This window comes from Limobrevibacterium gyesilva, from assembly GCF_025989185.1.
GTDB classification, from domain to species: domain Bacteria; phylum Pseudomonadota; class Alphaproteobacteria; order Acetobacterales; family Acetobacteraceae; genus Limobrevibacterium; species Limobrevibacterium gyesilva.
The window spans coordinates 39334-55901 of record NZ_JAPDNT010000007.1 but is presented as its reverse complement, the minus strand read 5'-3'; the positions used below and the strand labels follow the sequence as shown (position 1 = coordinate 55901).

Below are 16568 nucleotides of genomic sequence, written 5' to 3'. Positions count from 1 at the left end.
GGGTCACCGGAAGAGCAGGAAGATGCTGACGAGGAACACGAGCCCGATCAGCATCGAGAACGCGTAGACGGCGATGGAGCCGTTCTGGATCTTCACCACCTGGGCCGTGCTGTCGGTCGTGAGCGTGGCCAGGCCGTTGGGAATGCCGTCGATGATGGTCGCGTCCCCCACCTGCCACAGCGCGCGCGACAGGGCGAAGTAAGGGCGGACGATGACGGCGTCGTACAGCTCGTCGAAATACCACTTGTTGAGCAGGAAGCGGTACACGCCGCCGAACGTCGCGGCGAGCTGCGCCGGGACCTGCGGCATGGCCATGTAGAGCAGGTAGGCGACGGCGATGCCGAACAGGCCGATCACGCTGGGGGAGAGGGCGACCCAGCCCGGCACCTCCTCCATGGCGTGCAGCACATGGTTGGTCGGCGCGATCTGGATGGAGTTGCCCCAGAATGCCTGCCAGTGCTCGCCCAGCAGCTGCTCGTGGAAGACGAAGCCGGTCACCACCGCGCCGGCCGCCAGCAGCAGCAGCGGTACGGTCATCACCGCCGGGCTTTCGTGCACGTGCTCCATGGTGTGATGGTCGGCGCGCGGCTTGCCGTGGAAGGTGAGGATCAGCAGGCGCCAGGAATAGAACGCGGTCAGGCCGGCGGCGAGCAGGCCGCACCAGAAGCCGTACTGGCCGATCGCCGTCTCCGACGCCCAGGCGGCTTCGAGGATGGCGTCCTTGGAGTAGTAGCCGGCGAACGGGAACACGCCGCCCAGCGCCAGGCTGCCGATCCACATCACCGCATAGGTCAGCGGGATCTTCTTCCAGATGCCGCCCATCTTGCGCATGTCCTGCTCGTCGGACATGGCGTGGATCACCGAGCCCGCGCCCAGGAACAGCAGCGCCTTGAAGAAGGCGTGCGTCAGCAGATGGAAGATCGAGGCCTGGTAGGCGCCGACGCCGGCGGCGACGAACATGTAGCCGAGCTGCGAGCAGGTGGAATAGGCGATCACCCGCTTGATGTCATTCTGCACGCAGCCGACGGTGGCCGCGAACAGGGCGGTGGAGCCGCCGATGAAGGTGACGAAAGCGAGCGCGCCGGGTGCGTAGTCCAGCACCGGCGAAAAGCGGGCCATCAGGAACACGCCGGCGGTCACCATGGTAGCGGCGTGGATCAGCGCCGAGACCGGCGTGGGGCCTTCCATCGCGTCCGGCAGCCAGACATGCAGGCCGAGCTGCGCCGACTTGCCCATGGCGCCGATGAACAGCAGGATCCCGATCACCTCGTAGGCGCGCCAAGTGCCGAACACCGAGTAGGTGTCGGACTGGTGCTGGCCGACGGCGGCGAAGATGGTCGAGAAGTCGATCGAGCCGAAGGTGACGAACACCAGCGCGATGCCGACCGCGAAGCCGAGATCGCCGATGCGGTTGACGACGAACGCCTTGATCGCTGCGGCGCAGGCGCTCGGCCGGTCGTACCAGTAGCCGATCAGCAGGTAGCTTGCGAGGCCGACGCCTTCCCAGCCGAAGAAGAGCTGCAGCAGGTTGTCCGCCGTCACCAGCATCAGCATGGCGAAGCTGAACAGCGAGAGGTAGCTGAAGAAGCGCCAGACGGTGGAATCGTGGCTCATGTAGCCGACGCTGTAGATGTGGATCAGCGTCGCCACGCAGGTGACCATGGCCACCATGACGGCGGAAAGCGCGTCGTAGCGCAGCGCCCAGGACGCGTGGAACGTGCCGGCGTCGAGCCAGGTGCCCAGCGACACCGTGCCCGCCGGCGCCCCGCCATAGACCAGCGAGACGAACGCGCTGACGCCGCAGATCGAGGCGAGGATCATGCACAGGATGGTCACGGCCTGGGCGGCGCGGTCGCCGATGGCCTTGCCGAACAGCCCGGCGACGATGGAACCCAGAAGCGGGGCGAAGACAGCGACGGCGAACAGCATCTGCTCAGCCCTTCATCAGATTCACGTCCTCGACCTGGATCGAGCCGCGGTTGCGGAAATAGATCACCACGATGGCCAGCCCGATGGCCGCCTCGGCGGCCGCGACGGTGAGGACGAACATCGCCAGCACCTGGCCGGCGAGGTCGCCGTGCACGGCCGAGAAGGCGACGAGGTTGATGTTGACGGCGAGCAGGATGAGCTCGATCGACATCAGGATGACGATGACGTTCTTCCGGTTCAGGAAGATGCCGAAGATGCCGAGCACCAGCAGCAGGGCGGCGACGGTGAGGTAGTGGCCGAGACCGACCGCAAGCATCAGTGGTGCCCTCCATGCCCATGGTCGTGCGCGGCGGCGACCGGCTCCGGTTCCGCCACCTTGGGCCGCAGGATGCCGACGTCCTTCATGCCGGCGCCGGTGGCCACATCCACCATCACCAGCGTGTCGGCGGCGGTGCGGGCCAGCTGGCGCGAGATGTCCTGGCGGCGCCCGTCGCCCTTGTCGCGCAGGGTGAGCACGATGGCGCCGATCATGGCGACCAGGAGAACGAGGCCGGATGCCTGGAACAGCAGGAAATAGTCCGTGTACAGCAGCCGCCCGAGCTGGGCGGTGTTGTGCACGCCCGGAGTCACCGGCGCGAAGCGCAGGCTTGCTGCCTCGGGCGCGAATTTCCAGCCGCCGAGCACCATGAACAGCTCGACCAGCAGCACCACGCCGATCGTCGCACCCACGGGCAGGTAGCGCTGGAAGCCTTCGCGGAGCTGGGCGAAGTTGACGTCCAGCATCATCACCACGAACAGGAACAGCACCGCCACCGCGCCCACGTAGACGATGACCAGGATCATCGCCAGGAACTCCGCCCCCGCCAGCAGGAACAGGGCGGCGGCGTTGAAGAAGGTGAGGATGAGGAACAGCACGGAGTGCACGGGATTGCGCGCGCTGACCACCATGCTGGCGGACACCAGCAGGATCACGGCGAACACGTAGAAGGCGAGCGTCGCGATCATCCTGCCCGCTCCCGGTTTGTCGTTTGCATCATGTCATTCATGTCGGTTTCCGGGGGACCGGGCAGAACCGGCCCTGTTCCTCAGCGATAGGGGGCATCGAGTTCGAGACGGCGGGCCAGCTCCGGCTCCCAGCGGTCGCCGTTCGCCAGCAGCTTTTCCTTGTTGTACAGCAGCTCCTCGCGCGTCTCGGTCGCGAACTCGAAGTTCGGGCCCTCGACGATCGCATCCACCGGGCAGGCTTCCTCGCACAGTCCGCAATAGATGCACTTGGTCATGTCGATGTCGTAGCGCGTGGTGCGGCGCGACCCGTCCTCGCGCGGCTCGGCCTCGATGGTGATGGCCTGCGCCGGGCAGATGGCCTCGCACAGCTTGCAGGCGATGCAGCGCTCCTCGCCGTTCGGATAGCGGCGCAGCGCGTGCTCGCCCTTGAAGCGTGGGCTGAGGGGGCCCTTCTCGTAGGGGTAGTTGAGGGTCGCCTTCCGCTTGAAGAAATACCTCAAGGTGAGCGCCATGCCGGCCACGAGCTCGCCGAGCAGGAGGCTGCGGGCGGTGCGGTCCAGGAATGCCATGCGTCAGGCTCCTCCGAGAGCGACATCGGGCCGGCCGGCTTCGCCTGCCGCAGGGTGTCGCTCGACAAGACAACGAGCGTGGGGCGGATAGACCGTCACGCTGCCGGTATCAAGCTGCATGGGGCAGCCATCCCATCGCCACCAGCACGCCGGCGACGAGCACCAGGTACAGCAGCGAGCCGGGCAGGAACACTTTCCAGCCCAGCCGCATCAACTGGTCGTAGCGGTAGCGCGGGAAGGTGGCGCGCACCCACAGGAACACGAACAGCACCGCCACGACCTTGATGATGAACCACAGCGGCCCGGGCAGCCAGGTGAACGGCTCGATGCCGAACGGCGCCAGCCAGCCACCCAGGAACAGGATGGTGGTCATCGCGCTCATCAGGATCATGTTCGCGTATTCGCCCAGGAAGAACAGGGCGAAGCTCATGGCGCTGTATTCGACGAAAAAGCCGGCGACGATCTCGCTCTCGCCTTCCGGCAGGTCGAACGGCGAGCGGTTGGTCTCGGCCAGCGTCGAGATGAAGAACATGATGAACATCGGGAACAGCGGGATGCAGAACCAGACGGTCTTCTGCGCATTCACGATGTCGTTCAGGTTCAGGCTGCCGACGCAGATCAGCACGGTCACCATGATGAAGCCCATGGAGACCTCGTAGGACACCATCTGCGCCGCACTGCGCAGCGCGCCGAGGAAGGCGTATTTCGAGTTGCTGGCCCAACCCGCGATGATGATGCCGTAGACGCCGAGCGAACTGATGGCGAACAGGTAGAGGATGCCCACGTTGATGTCGGCGATCGCCCAGCCGTCGTTCACCGGGATCACCGCCCAGGCGATCATGGCCAGGGTGAAGGTGAGCATCGGCGCCATCAGGAACAGCAGACGATTGGCCCCGGTGGGGATGACCGTCTCTTTCATCAGCATCTTGATGGCGTCGGCGAAGGGCTGGAACAGGCCGAACGGGCCGACCACGTTGGGGCCGCGGCGCAGCTGCATCGCGCCCAGCACCTTGCGCTCGGCATAGGTGAGGTAGGCAACGCCGATCAGCAGCGGCACCAGCAGCAGCAGCGCCTGGACCAGCGTGAGGACCAGGATGCCCAGCGGGGTTTGCAGGAATTCCGTCATCGCCCTACTCCGCCGCCTGCCGCAGGGTCGGCATGTAGGTCTCGGTGCATTCGGCCATGGTCGGGCTCGCGCGGCTGATCGGGTCGGTCTGGTAGTAGTTCTCGATGAACGGGCGGAACGGCGCGCCGCTCAGCGCGGTCGGCTCGCCGGCGGGGCCGGCGGTGTCGCTGCAGCCGAAGCGCGGCAGCACGTTGGTGCGGGCGAACACCGGGTTCGCCTGCTCCAGCCGGGCGCGGATGGCGGTGAGGTTGTCGTAGGGCAGCGGCTTGTCGATGAAGCCGCTGAAGGCGCGCAGGATCTTCCAGTCCTCGCGCGCCTCGCCGGGCGGATACACGGCGAGCTGGCCGCGCTGCACCCGGCCCTCGGTGTTCACGTAGGTGCCGTTCTTTTCGGTGTACGCCGCACCCGGCAGGATCACGTCGGCGCGGGCGGCGCCGCGGTCGCCGTGATGGCCCTGGTAGACGACGAAGGTGCCGGCGCCGATGCGCGCGGTGTCGAACTCGTCCGCGCCCAGCAGCCACAGCAGATCGACGCCGCCGCCGAGCATGGCGTCGAGGCCCTTGCCCTTGCTCCCCGGCACGAAGCCGAGATCGAGCGCGCCGACGCGCGATGCCGCGGTGTGCAGCACGTTGAAGCCGTGCCACTCGGCACCAAGCATCCCGGTCTGGGCGGCGAGCTTCCAGCACGCGGCCAGCACCGCCGCGCCGTCGGGGCGCGCCAGTGCGCCCTGCCCCACGATGATCATCGGCTTGTTCGCCGCCTTCAGCGTCGCCGCGAACGGATGCGTGCCGTCGAGCAGCGACGCCAGCACCGCCGGTGCGTTGCCCAGCCAGTCCACGCCGTAGGTCAGGTCGGCTTCGGGGCCGATGCCGGCCACCGGGAACGGGCCGGCAAGGACACGCTTGCGAATCCGCGCATTGATCAGCGGCGCTTCCCGGCGCGGGTTGCTGCCGACGATCAGCAGCGCGTCCGCCTCCTCGATGCCGGCGATGGAGGTGTTGAAGTTGTAGAAATCGCGGCACGATGCATCGAGCGCGGCACCGTCCTGCCGGCAGTCGAGATTGGCCGAGCCGAGCGCGGCCATCAGGTCCTTCAGCGCGACCATGCTTTCGGCATCGGCGAGGTTGCCGGCGACCGCACCGACCCGATCGCCGGAGAGGCCGGCGAGCTTCGCCGCGATCGCCTCGAAGGCTTCCTGCCAGCTTGCCTTGCGCAGCTTGCCGTCGCGCTTCACCCAGCAGCTGTCCAGCCGCCGGCGCTTCAGGCCATCGACGGAGAAGCGCGACTTGTCGGCCAGCCACTCCTCGTTCACGTCCTCGTTCAGGCGCGGCAGGATGCGCAGCACTTCCGGGCCGCGCGCATCGACGCGGATGTTGGCGCCCACCGCATCCAGCACGTCGACGCTGTCGGTCTTCTTCAGCTCCCACGGCCGCGCCACGAAGGCGTACGGCTTGGAGGTCAGCGCGCCGACCGGGCAGATGTCGATGAGGTTGCCGGACAGCTCGGAGGTCAGCGCCTTCTCGACATAGGTGCCGACTTCCATGCTCTCGCCGCGCGCGGTGGCGCCCAGTTCAGGCACGCCGGCGACCTCGGTGGAGAAGCGGATGCAGCGCGTGCAGTGGATGCAGCGCGTCATCACGGTCTTCACCAGCGGGCCGAGATTCTTGTCCTTCACCGCGCGCTTGTTCTCTTCGTAGCGCGAGCGGTCGGTGCCATACGCCACCGCCTGGTCCTGCAGGTCGCACTCGCCGCCCTGGTCGCAGATCGGGCAGTCGAGCGGGTGGTTGATCAGCAGGAATTCCATCACGCCACGGCGCGCCTTGCGCACCATCGGGCTGTCGGTGTGCACGACCATGCCGTCGTTCACGGGATAGGCGCAGGAGGCAAAGGGCTTCGGCGGCGCCTTCTCGATCTCAACCAGGCACATGCGGCAATTGCCGGCGACCGACAGGCGCTCGTGATAGCAGAAGCGCGGAATCTCCTTGCCGGCGGCCTCGCAGGCCTGCAGCACGTTGCTGCCGGCGGGAACCTCGACCTCGATGCCGTCGACTGTGACTTTCACCATCGGACTACTCCGCCGCCAGAGGCATGGACCGCCCCGATGTTGCCGACGCCGCACGACCGGACGCCTGGGCCTTGTAGGCCTTGATGCGTTCCTCGAGCACCGGACGGAAATGCCGGATCAGGCCCTGGACCGGCCACGCCGCCGCGTCGCCCAGCGCGCAGATCGTGTGCCCTTCCACCTGGCGCGTCACCTGCTCCAGCGTATCGATCTCGTCGAGTTCCGCCCGGCCCTGCACCATGCGGTTCATCACCCGCATCATCCAGCCCGTGCCCTCGCGGCACGGCGTGCACTGGCCGCAACTCTCGTGCTTGTAGAACTGCGACAGCCGGGCAATGGCCTTGATGATGTCGGTGGACTTGTCCATCACGATCACCGCGGCCGTGCCCAGGCCCGAGCGCACTTCGCGCAGGCTGTCGAAATCCATCAGCACGGTGTCGCAGATGCTTTTGGGCAGCACCGGCACCGAGGAACCGCCAGGGATCACCGCCAGCAGATTGTCCCAGCCGCCGCGCACGCCGCCGGCATAGGTGTCGATCAGCTCGCGCAGGGGAATGCCGAGCTCCTCCTCGACATTGCACGGCTTGTTCACGTGGCCGGAGATGCAGAACAGTTTCGTTCCCGAATTCTTCGGACGGCCGAGGGCGGAGAACCACGCGGCGCCACGGCGCAGGATCGTCGGCGCCACCGCGATGCTTTCCACGTTGTTCACCGTGGTCGGGCAGCCGTACAGCCCCACCGCCGCCGGGAACGGCGGCTTCAGGCGCGGCATGCCCTTCTTGCCCTCCAGGCTTTCAAGCAGCGCGGTCTCCTCGCCGCAAATATAGGCGCCGGCGCCGCGATGCAGGTACAGCTCGAAATCCCAGCCGGAGCCGCAGGCGTTCTTGCCGATCAGTCCGGCCGCGTAGGCCTCGTCGATCGCAGCCTGCAGGATGCGGGCCTCGTTGTAGAACTCGCCGCGGATGTAGATGTAGCAGGCATGCGCGCCCATCGCGAACGAGGCGACCAGGCAGCCTTCGATCAGCTTGTGCGGATCGTGGCGGATGATGTCGCGATCCTTGCAGGTGCCGGGCTCGCTTTCGTCGGCGTTCACCACCAGATAGTGCGGCCGGTCGCCGATGGTCTTCGGCATGAACGACCATTTCATGCCAGTGGGGAAGCCGGCGCCGCCGCGGCCGCGCAGGCCGGAGGCCTTCATTTCATCGACGATGGCATCGCGGCCGCGCGCCAGGATCGCCGCCGTGCCGTCCCAGTCGCCGCGCGCGCGCGCGCCCTTCAGGCCCCAGTCATGCAGGCCATAGAGATTGGTGAAGATCCGGTCCTGATCGCTCAGCATCGGGTCACTCCGCCGGATTGAAGGTCAGGGTGGTCAGCGTGATCGGCCCGCCTTCGGGCGCCGAGGTCTGGCGTCCCTTCACCGAACCGGGCGGAGGCACCTCGCCGCGCTTCAGCGCTTCCAGCAGCTTCTCGGTGCTGGCGGCGTCCATGTCCTCATAGAAATCGTCGTTCACCTGCAGGATCGGCGCGTTCACGCAGGCCCCCACGCATTCCACCTCGGACATGGTGAACAGCCCGTCGGCACTGGTTTCCTTCCAGCCCTTGATGCCCGTCACCTTGCGGCAGGCCTGCACCACATCGTCCGACCCGCGCAGCCAGCACGGCGTGGTGGTGCAGAGTTGCAGGTGGTACTTGCCCACCGGCTCGGTGTTGAACATCAGGTAGAAGGTCGCGACCTCATAGACGCGGATCGGCGCCATGCCCAGCACGCGCGCGACCTCGTCCATCGCCACGCGGGGCACCCAGGCGCTGCCGGTGGTGCGGCCCATCTGGCGCTGCGCCAGATCGAGCAGCGGCAGCACCGCGCTGGCCTGCTTGCCGGGCGGATACTTGGCCAGGATGGTCGGGATCTTCGCGTTGCTTTCGGTGTCGAACGCGAAGCTGGCGGGCTGGGTGCTGTCGGCCATCATCTACCTGTCGATCTCGCCGAACACGATGTCGAGCGACCCGATGATCGCCACCGCATCGGCCAGCATGTGCCGTTTCGCCATCGTCTCGATCGCCTGCAGATGCGCGAACCCGGTCGCGCGGATCTTGCAGCGATAGGGACGGTTGCTGCCGTCTGCCACCAGGTACACGCCGAACTCGCCCTTCGGCGCTTCGACCGCCGTGTAGGTGGCGCCGGCCGGCACGTGGAAGCCTTCGGTGTACAGCTTGAAGTGGTGGATCAGCGCCTCCATCGAGCGCTTCATCTCCGCGCGCGTGGGGGGCGTGAACTTGCGGTCCTGCACCTTCACCGGGCCGGGCTTCATCGCCGCCAGGCACTGCTTGATGATGCTGACGCTCTCGCGCATCTCCGCGATGCGCATCAGATAGCGGTCGTAGCAATCGCCGTTGCGGCCCACCGCCACTTTGAAGTCGACCCGGTCGTACATCTCATAGGGCTGCGATTTGCGCAGGTCCCACGGCACGCCGGAGGCACGCAGGCACGGGCCGCTGAAGCCCCAGGCCAGCGCCTCTTCCGCGGTCATGACGCCGATGTCGACCAGACGCTGCTTCCAGATCCGGTTTTCCGTCAGCAGCACGTCCAGATCGTCGATGAATTTCGGAAACGTCTCGGCCCAGGCGGCGATCTTGTCTTCGAGGCCCGCCGGCAGGTCCTTCGCGACGCCGCCGGGGCGGAAGTAGTTCGCATGCAGGCGCGCGCCGGAGGCGGCCTCATGGAACTCCATCAGCTTCTCGCGCTCTTCGAAGCCCCACAGGCTGGGCGTGATGGCGCCGACATCGAGCGCGTAGGTGGTCACGTTCAGCAGGTGGTTCAGCACCCGGGTGATCTCGCTGAACAGCGTGCGGATCCACTTGCCGCGCTCCGGCACCTCGATGCCCAGCAGCTTCTCGGTGGCCAGCGCGAAGGCATGCTCCTGGCTCATCGGGCTGACGTAGTCGAGCCGGTCGAAATACGGCACCGCCTGGATGTACGTCTTGTACTCGATCAGCTTCTCGGTGCCGCGATGCAGCAGGCCGATATGCGGATCGGCGCGCTCCACCACCTCGCCATCCATGTCCAGGATCAGGCGCAGCACGCCGTGCGCGGCGGGGTGCTGCGGGCCGAAATTCAGCGAGTGGCTGTCGATCTCGACCGTCTTCTTCGTGGTTGCGGCCTCGCTCATGACGCCTCGCCCTTGTGCGCCTTCTCGTCGCCAGGCAGCGAGGTCATCGCCTCCCACGGGGACAGGAAGTCGAAACTGCGGAAATCCTGGGTGAGCTTCACCGGCTCGTAGACCACCTGCTTGCGGTCCTCGTCGTAGCGGACCTCGACATAGCCGGTGAGCGGAAAGTCCTTGCGCAGCGGATGCCCGTCGAAGCCGTAATCGGTCAGGATGCGGCGCAGGTCGGGCTGGCCGGAGAAGATGATGCCGTACAGGTCCCAGGCCTCGCGCTCCCACCAGGTCGCCACCGGCCAGACGCCGCAAACGGAGGGCACTGCCGCCGCTTCGTCAGTGTGCAGGATCACGCGGGCGCGCTGGTTCAGCGACACCGACAGCAGGTTGTAGACCACGTCGAATCGCTCGGCGCGCTCCGGCCAGTCCACACCGCAGATGTCCATCACCTGCTCGAAGGCGAAGCGCGGATCGTCGCGCAGCGTGGTCATCAGCGCCACCAGACCGTCGCGGCCTGCCTGCGCCACCAGCTCGCCCTTCTCGATCGCGACATCCGTCACCCCGGGCAGGGTGCGAATCGCCACGGCCAGCGCATCCAGCGGGCCGGCCGGCGCCGCATTGGCTTCGGTCCCCACCTGCTCAGCCACGGAGGATGGTCCCCGTGCGGCGGATCTTCTTCTGCAGCTGCATGATTCCGTACACCAGCGCCTCGGCCGTCGGCGGACAGCCGGGGACATACACATCCACCGGCACCACGCGGTCGCAGCCGCGTACCACCGAATACGAATAATGGTAGTAGCCGCCGCCATTGGCGCAGCTGCCCATGCTGATTACCCAGCGCGGCTCTGGCATCTGGTCGTAGACCTTGCGCAGGGCCGGGGCCATCTTGTTGGTCAGCGTGCCGGCGACGATCATCACGTCACTCTGGCGCGGGCTCGCGCGCGGGATGATGCCCAGACGGTCGAGGTCGTAGCGGGGCATGTAGGCGTGGATCATCTCCACGGCGCAGCAGGCCAGGCCGAAGGTCATCGGCCACAGGCTGCCGGTGCGGGCCCAGTTCACCAGCTTGTCGAGCTGGGCGACCACGAAGCCCTTGTTGTCGATCTCGCCGGTGATGCCCTTGATCACCGCATCCTGCGCCGCCCCGGGGGCCAGCGCGTCCTTGTTCCAGGCCAGGGGGATATCGCTCGTGGCATCGCTCATGCCGCCTACTCCCAATCCAGGGCGCCTTTGCACCACTCGTAGATGAACCCGACCGTCAGCACTGCAAGGAAGCCCATCATCGACAGGAAGCCGAACACGCCGATATCCGACAGACTCACCGCCCAGGGGAACAGGAAGGCCACTTCCAGGTCGAAGATGATGAACAGGATGGCCACGAGGTAGAACCGGACGTCGAACCGGCGGCGCGCGTCGTCGAAAGCGTCGAAGCCGCATTCGTAGGCCGACAGCTTCTCCGCATACGGCTTCTGGCGCGCGGCAATCAGCGATCCGCCCACCATGGCCACGGCGATCACCGCGGCGATCGCGACGAAGACCAGAATGGGAAAATAGTTCGCGAGCACAGGGGCCATCCGCTCATCCTTTCCAACCGCCGGGGACGATCATACCGCACCGCAGCGCGGCCGGACATTAGCCCCAACGCTTACCCTCTGCCATAGGGGGCATGGAGGGAAAAGTGCCGATTTCAAGGTAGGGGATTTACTGACCCGATGCTGGCGCGAGTGACGGGGCTCGAACCCGCGACCTCCGGCGTGACAGGCCGGCGCTCTAACCAACTGAGCTACACCCGCATCGGCAGGGCGCAGCGTGTAGAGCGGTGCGATACCGGCGTCAAGCCGGTGCGTGAAGAAAGATGCCGGGGAAGAAGATGGCCGGGGCACACGCTTCCCGGCCCTGCGACGAATGGGCGGTGACGGGTTCGAACCGCCGACCCTCTCGGTGTAAACGAGACGCTCTACCGCTGAGCTAACCGCCCGCCGTCGCGGGGGATTTACGAAAAATCCGGTGCCAACGCAAAGGGCCGCCCTGCACGGGCGGCCCCTGATATCCGATATCGGCGGTCCTTGCGTGCGGGACGGATCAGTTCACCGCATCTTTCAGGGCCTTGCCGGCCTTGAAGCGCACCGAGGTGGAGGCCGGGATCTTGATCTCCTCGCCGGTGCGGGGATTGCGGCCCTTGGCGGCCTTGCGCGTTGCCGTGGCAAACGAGCCGAAGCCGACCAGGCGAACTTCATCCTTGTTCTTCAACGCCCCTTCGATGGCGCCGAAAACGGCATCCACCACCTCGGCCGCCTTGGCCTTCGGAAGATCCGTCGAGTCCGCGACGGCGGCGATGAGATCCATTTTGTTCACGATTGAAGCCCCCTGATCCTGTCCAAAACATAAGTCTTCCGTTGCGGCGATGTCGATTCGCCGCTGCCCGATGCGCCCGACACTAGAGGGCGGTTTTCGGGCGCGTCAACGAAGCGACTCGGAAAATCCGCAGTTTTCGTAGCATTTTGCCACGATTCTCGAAAAACATGGCCCGCCGGACGGTGTCCGGCGGGCCAAAGGCAGTCGTACTACGATCAGCCGGTCAGTGCGCCAGCGGCGTCGCGAGCTGGGCCGGCGGGGCCACCGCAGGTTCTGGCGGTTCCACCCACTCGATCGGCTCCGGCCTGCGCACCAGGGCCTGCATGATCACGTCGTCCACATGGGCGACGGGGAGCAGCTTCAGGTGCTTCTTCACGTTGTCCGGGATCTCCGCCAGATCCTTCTCGTTGTCCTTCGGGATGAACACCGTGGTGATCCCGGCGCGCAGCGCCGCCAGCAGCTTCTCCTTCAGGCCGCCGATCGGCAGCACCCGGCCACGCAGCGTGATCTCGCCGGTCATGGCCACGTCGCGGCGGACAGGAATGCCGGTCAGCACGCTGACGATCGAGGTCGCCATGGCGATGCCGGCCGACGGGCCGTCCTTCGGGGTGGCCCCTTCCGGCACGTGGACGTGAATGTCCCGCTTCTCGAACAGGGTCGGCTTGATGCCGAAGCTGATCGCGCGGCTGCGCACATAGCTGAGTGCCGCCGACACGCTCTCCTGCATCACGTCGCCCAGCTTGCCGGTGTGCTTCACGTTGCCTTTGCCGGGCAGCATCACGCTCTCGATGGTCAGGATCTCGCCGCCCACCTCGGTCCAGGCCAGGCCCGTCACCACGCCCACCATGTCCTCGGATTCCGCCTCGCCGTAGCGGAATTTCTGGACGCCGGCGAACTTGCCCAGGTTCTTGACGGTGATCGCCACCTTCTTCGCCTTGGTGGTGACGATCTCCTTCACCGCCTTGCGCGCCAGGTTGGCGATTTCGCGTTCGAGGTTACGAACGCCCGCCTCGCGCGTGTAGTAGCGGATCAGGTCACGCACGGCCTCGTCGCTGATCGACCATTCCTCAGGCTTGAGGCTGTGCGCCTCGGTCTGCTTGGCGATCAGGTGCCGCTTGGCGATCTCGACCTTCTCATCCTCAGTGTAGCCGGGAATGCGAATGATCTCCATGCGGTCCATCAGCGGCTGCGGCATGCGCAGGCTGTTGGCCGTGGTGACGAACATCACGTCCGACAGGTCGTAATCCACCTCCAGGTAGTGGTCGGCGAAGGTGGCGTTCTGCTCGGGATCCAGCACTTCCAGCAGCGCGCTCGACGGATCGCCGCGCCAGTCGGCGCCCAGCTTGTCGATCTCGTCCAGCAGGAACAGCGGGTTCGAGGTCTTGGCCTTCTTCATGCCCTGGATGACCTTGCCGGGCATCGAGCCGATATAGGTCCGCCGGTGGCCACGGATCTCCGCCTCGTCGCGCACGCCGCCCAGCGACATGCGCACGAAGTTGCGCCCCGTGGCCCGCGCGATCGACTTGCCCAGCGACGTCTTGCCGACGCCCGGTGGGCCGACCAGGCACAGGATCGGCCCGCGGATCTTGTTGCTGCGCGACTGCACGGCCAGGTATTCGAGGATACGCTCCTTGACCTTCTCCAGCCCGTAATGGTCGGCGTTGAGGACCTTCTCGGCCTCGTTCACGTCGTTCTTGACCTTGCTGCGCTTCTTCCAGGGGATCGACAGGATCCAGTCCAGGTAGTTGCGCACCACCGTCGCCTCGGCGCTCATCGGGCTCATGGTGCGCAGCTTCTTCAGCTCGCCCATCGCCTTCTCGCGCGCTTCCTTCGACAGCTTGGTCTTCTTGATCTTGGCTTCCAGCTCGGCGGTCTCGTCCTTGCCGTCCTCGCCTTCGCCCAGCTCCTTCTGGATCGCCTTCAGCTGCTCGTTCAGGTAGTACTCGCGCTGCGTCTTCTCCATCTGCCGCTTCACGCGGTTGCGGATGCGCTTCTCCACCTGCAGCACGCCGATTTCGGACTCCATGTGTCCGAACACGCGCTCCAGCCGCTCGCCGACGCGCGGGGTTTCCAGCAATTCCTGCTTCTCGGCGATCTTGAGGTTCAGGTGGCTGGCGACGGTGTCGGCCAGCTTGCTGGGCTCCTCGATCTGGTTGAGAGAAACCAGGACCTCGGGCGCGATCTTCTTGTTGAGCTTGATGTACTGCTCGAACTGGCTGACCACGGTGCGGCCGAGGGCTTCCAGTTCCTTCGCGTCGGTGTCCTTGTCGGACATCGGCTCCACGAAGGCCTCGAAGTAGTTCTCGGTCTCCTTGAACGCGGCGATCTTGGCGCGGCGGCCGCCCTCCACCAGCACCTTCACGGTGCCGTCCGGCAGCTTCAGCAGCTGCAGGATCGTCGAGACCGTGCCGACGCGATAGATGTCGTCGGCGGACGGGTCGTCCTGGGCGGCGTTCTTCTGGGCGACCAGCAGGATCTGCTTGTCGTCCTTCATCACCGCTTCCAGCGCCCGCACCGATTTCTCGCGCCCCACGAACAGGGGCACGATCATGTGCGGGAACACCACGATGTCGCGTAGCGGCAGCACCGGCATCAGGTCGGCGCGGACCGGCGCGGGCTCACCCTCCTTGGAGCCTTGCTCCTTGGCGGCAGCCTCCTTCACGGCACGGGTGGCGCGCGGCGCCTTCGGGGCGGCCTCCGCACCTTGCTTGGCGTCTTCGGGGGCCTCGGGGGCGCCTTCGACGTCTGGCTTCTTTGAATCCGTCATAGAATGACCTCCTACAGGACAGTCGGCATACGACCCGCCCCGATTTCAGGCACGGACCGCATCCCCCAGGACGAATAGTGACCCACTGCAGATAACTATGGCACCTGGATGATTGATCCGGATATCGGCACACCCCGACCGTGCCACAAGATCTTGACATCCACGTGGCGCCGACCGGGGGCGGCGCCGGCCTGCTCCCCGCACGACAACTGCAGGGAGCAGATCCGTGTCAGGCGCTGGTCTCGGCCCGCCGCTCCTTGCCGTAGAGGAACAGCGGATTGGACCGGGCCTCGGCCACTTCGCGGTTGATCACCACTTCCTCGACCCCGTCCAGGCCCGGCAGGTCGAACATGGTGGACAACAGGATGCTTTCCATGATCGACCGCAGACCGCGCGCGCCGGTCTTGCGGGCGATGGCGCGCGTGGCCACCGATCCCAGCGCATCTTCCGTGAAGGTCAGCTTGACGCCTTCCATCTCGAACAGGCGCCCGTACTGCTTGACCAGGGCGTTCTTCGGCTTGGTCAGGATCTCGACCAGGGCCGATTCGTCCAGGTCCTCAAGGGTCGCGACCACCGGCAGGCGACCGATGAACTCGGGGATCAGGCCGAAGCGCAGCAGGTCTTCCGGCTCCACCTCGCGCAGGATTGCGCCGGTGCGCCGCTCGTCCGGGCTGCGGACCTCGGCGCCGTAGCCGATGCCCGAGCCCTTGCCGCGGGCGCCGATGATCTTCTCCAGCCCCGAGAAGGCGCCGCCGCAGATGAACAGGATGTTCGTCGTGTCGACCTGCAGGAATTCCTGCTGCGGATGCTTTCGCCCGCCCTGCGGCGGCACCGAGGCGACGGTGCCTTCCATGATCTTCAGCAGGGCCTGCTGCACCCCCTCGCCGCTCACGTCGCGGGTGATCGAGGGGTTGTCGGACTTGCGGCTGATCTTGTCGACCTCGTCGATATAGACGATGCCGCGCTGCGCCCGCTCGACATTGTAGTCGGCCGCCTGCAGCAGCTTCAGGATGATGTTCTCCACATCCTCGCCGACATAGCCGGCCTCGGTGAGGGTGGTGGCGTCCGCCATGGTGAAGGGCACGTCGAGGATGCGCGCCAGCGTCTGCGCCAGCAACGTCTTGCCCGAGCCGGTGGGGCCGACGAGCAGGATATTGGACTTCGCGATCTCGATGTCGTTGTTCTTCGCCCCGTGCGCCAACCGCTTGTAATGGTTGTGCACCGCCACGCTCAGGACCTTCTTCGCATGGGCCTGGCCGATGACGTAGTCATCGAGGACCTTGCAGATCTCCTTGGGCGTGGGCACCCCGTCGCGGGACTTCACCAGGTGGGTCTTGTGCTCTTCGCGGATGATGTCCATGCACAATTCGACGCATTCATCACAGATGAACACGGTCGGTCCGGCAATCAGCTTCCGGACTTCATGCTGCGACTTGCCGCAGAACGAGCAGTAGAGGGTGTTCTTCGAGTCGCCGGATTTGCTCATGAGCACTCCTGTCCCGGACTACCGGGGACACACCGCCGCAAGTCTAGCCCCCGCTCAGGGAGGCGGACAAGAACCGGCAAGGGAAAGGCCGGCAAAGCGCCGCTTTGCCAA

General features: G+C 66.1%; 15 protein-coding genes and 2 tRNA genes. All 17 read right to left on the bottom strand.

Annotation, left to right across the window (positions count from 1 at the left end; all coding sequences use genetic code 11):
• Positions 1–3 precede the first annotated feature (3 nt).
• On the bottom strand, positions 4–1929 hold the full coding sequence (gene nuoL, locus OL599_RS11565) for an NADH-quinone oxidoreductase subunit L (protein ID WP_264713900.1): 1926 nt from the start codon (positions 1927–1929) through the stop codon (positions 4–6).
• A 4-nt stretch (positions 1930–1933) separates the two neighbouring features.
• Complete coding sequence (nuoK, locus tag OL599_RS11560; protein WP_264713899.1) at positions 1934–2245, bottom strand: NADH-quinone oxidoreductase subunit NuoK; 312 nt, start codon at positions 2243–2245, stop codon at positions 1934–1936.
• Positions 2245–2934 carry an NADH-quinone oxidoreductase subunit J gene (locus OL599_RS11555; protein WP_264713898.1) on the bottom strand — a complete coding sequence of 230 codons (690 nt, stop codon included), beginning with the start codon at positions 2932–2934 and terminating at the stop codon, positions 2245–2247. Before OL599_RS11555 ends, nuoK begins: the two co-directional genes overlap by 1 nt.
• Before the next feature lie 80 nt (positions 2935–3014).
• Positions 3015–3503, bottom strand: coding sequence for an NADH-quinone oxidoreductase subunit NuoI (gene nuoI, locus OL599_RS11550; protein WP_264713897.1), 489 nt, complete (start codon positions 3501–3503; stop codon positions 3015–3017).
• 109 nt (positions 3504–3612) lie between these two features.
• Entirely contained in the window at positions 3613–4629 is a 1017-nt protein-coding gene (gene nuoH / locus OL599_RS11545; protein WP_264713896.1) for an NADH-quinone oxidoreductase subunit NuoH, read from the bottom strand.
• Positions 4630–4633: 4 nt separating this feature from the next.
• Positions 4634–6694 carry an NADH-quinone oxidoreductase subunit NuoG gene (gene nuoG / locus OL599_RS11540; protein WP_264713895.1) on the bottom strand — a complete coding sequence of 687 codons (2061 nt, stop codon included), beginning with the start codon at positions 6692–6694 and terminating at the stop codon, positions 4634–4636.
• A gap of 4 nt (positions 6695–6698) precedes the next feature.
• The gene (gene nuoF, locus OL599_RS11535) at positions 6699–8027 is read right to left on the bottom strand and encodes an NADH-quinone oxidoreductase subunit NuoF (protein ID WP_264713894.1); all 1329 of its coding nucleotides are present in this window, start codon (positions 8025–8027) and stop codon (positions 6699–6701) included.
• 4 nt (positions 8028–8031) lie between these two features.
• A complete protein-coding gene (locus OL599_RS11530) occupies positions 8032–8655 on the bottom strand; it encodes a complex I 24 kDa subunit family protein (RefSeq protein ID WP_264713893.1) in 624 nt (207 codons plus the stop codon).
• Positions 8656–8658: 3 nt separating this feature from the next.
• Positions 8659–9858, bottom strand: coding sequence for an NADH-quinone oxidoreductase subunit D (locus OL599_RS11525; protein WP_264713892.1), 1200 nt, complete (start codon positions 9856–9858; stop codon positions 8659–8661).
• Complete coding sequence (locus OL599_RS11520; protein ID WP_408886934.1) at positions 9855–10496, bottom strand: NADH-quinone oxidoreductase subunit C; 642 nt, start codon at positions 10494–10496, stop codon at positions 9855–9857. Before OL599_RS11520 ends, OL599_RS11525 begins: the two co-directional genes overlap by 4 nt.
• Entirely contained in the window at positions 10489–11052 is a 564-nt protein-coding gene (locus tag OL599_RS11515) for a NuoB/complex I 20 kDa subunit family protein (RefSeq protein ID WP_264713891.1), read from the bottom strand. Before OL599_RS11515 ends, OL599_RS11520 begins: the two co-directional genes overlap by 8 nt.
• 5 nt (positions 11053–11057) lie before the next feature.
• Positions 11058–11423 carry an NADH-quinone oxidoreductase subunit A gene (gene ndhC / locus OL599_RS11510; RefSeq protein WP_264713890.1) on the bottom strand — a complete coding sequence of 122 codons (366 nt, stop codon included), beginning with the start codon at positions 11421–11423 and terminating at the stop codon, positions 11058–11060.
• A gap of 142 nt (positions 11424–11565) precedes the next feature.
• Positions 11566–11642 (bottom strand) — tRNA-Asp (locus OL599_RS11505).
• A 113-nt stretch (positions 11643–11755) separates the two neighbouring features.
• A tRNA-Val gene (locus tag OL599_RS11500) sits at positions 11756–11827 on the bottom strand.
• A gap of 104 nt (positions 11828–11931) precedes the next feature.
• Positions 11932–12195, bottom strand: coding sequence for an HU family DNA-binding protein (locus OL599_RS11495; protein WP_283949660.1), 264 nt, complete (start codon positions 12193–12195; stop codon positions 11932–11934).
• Between the two features lie 232 nt (positions 12196–12427).
• The gene (gene lon / locus OL599_RS11490) at positions 12428–14971 is read right to left on the bottom strand and encodes an endopeptidase La (RefSeq protein WP_408886933.1); all 2544 of its coding nucleotides are present in this window, start codon (positions 14969–14971) and stop codon (positions 12428–12430) included.
• A 229-nt stretch (positions 14972–15200) separates the two neighbouring features.
• Entirely contained in the window at positions 15201–16457 is a 1257-nt protein-coding gene (clpX, locus tag OL599_RS11485) for an ATP-dependent Clp protease ATP-binding subunit ClpX (protein ID WP_264713888.1), read from the bottom strand.
• Positions 16458–16568 lie beyond the last annotated feature (111 nt).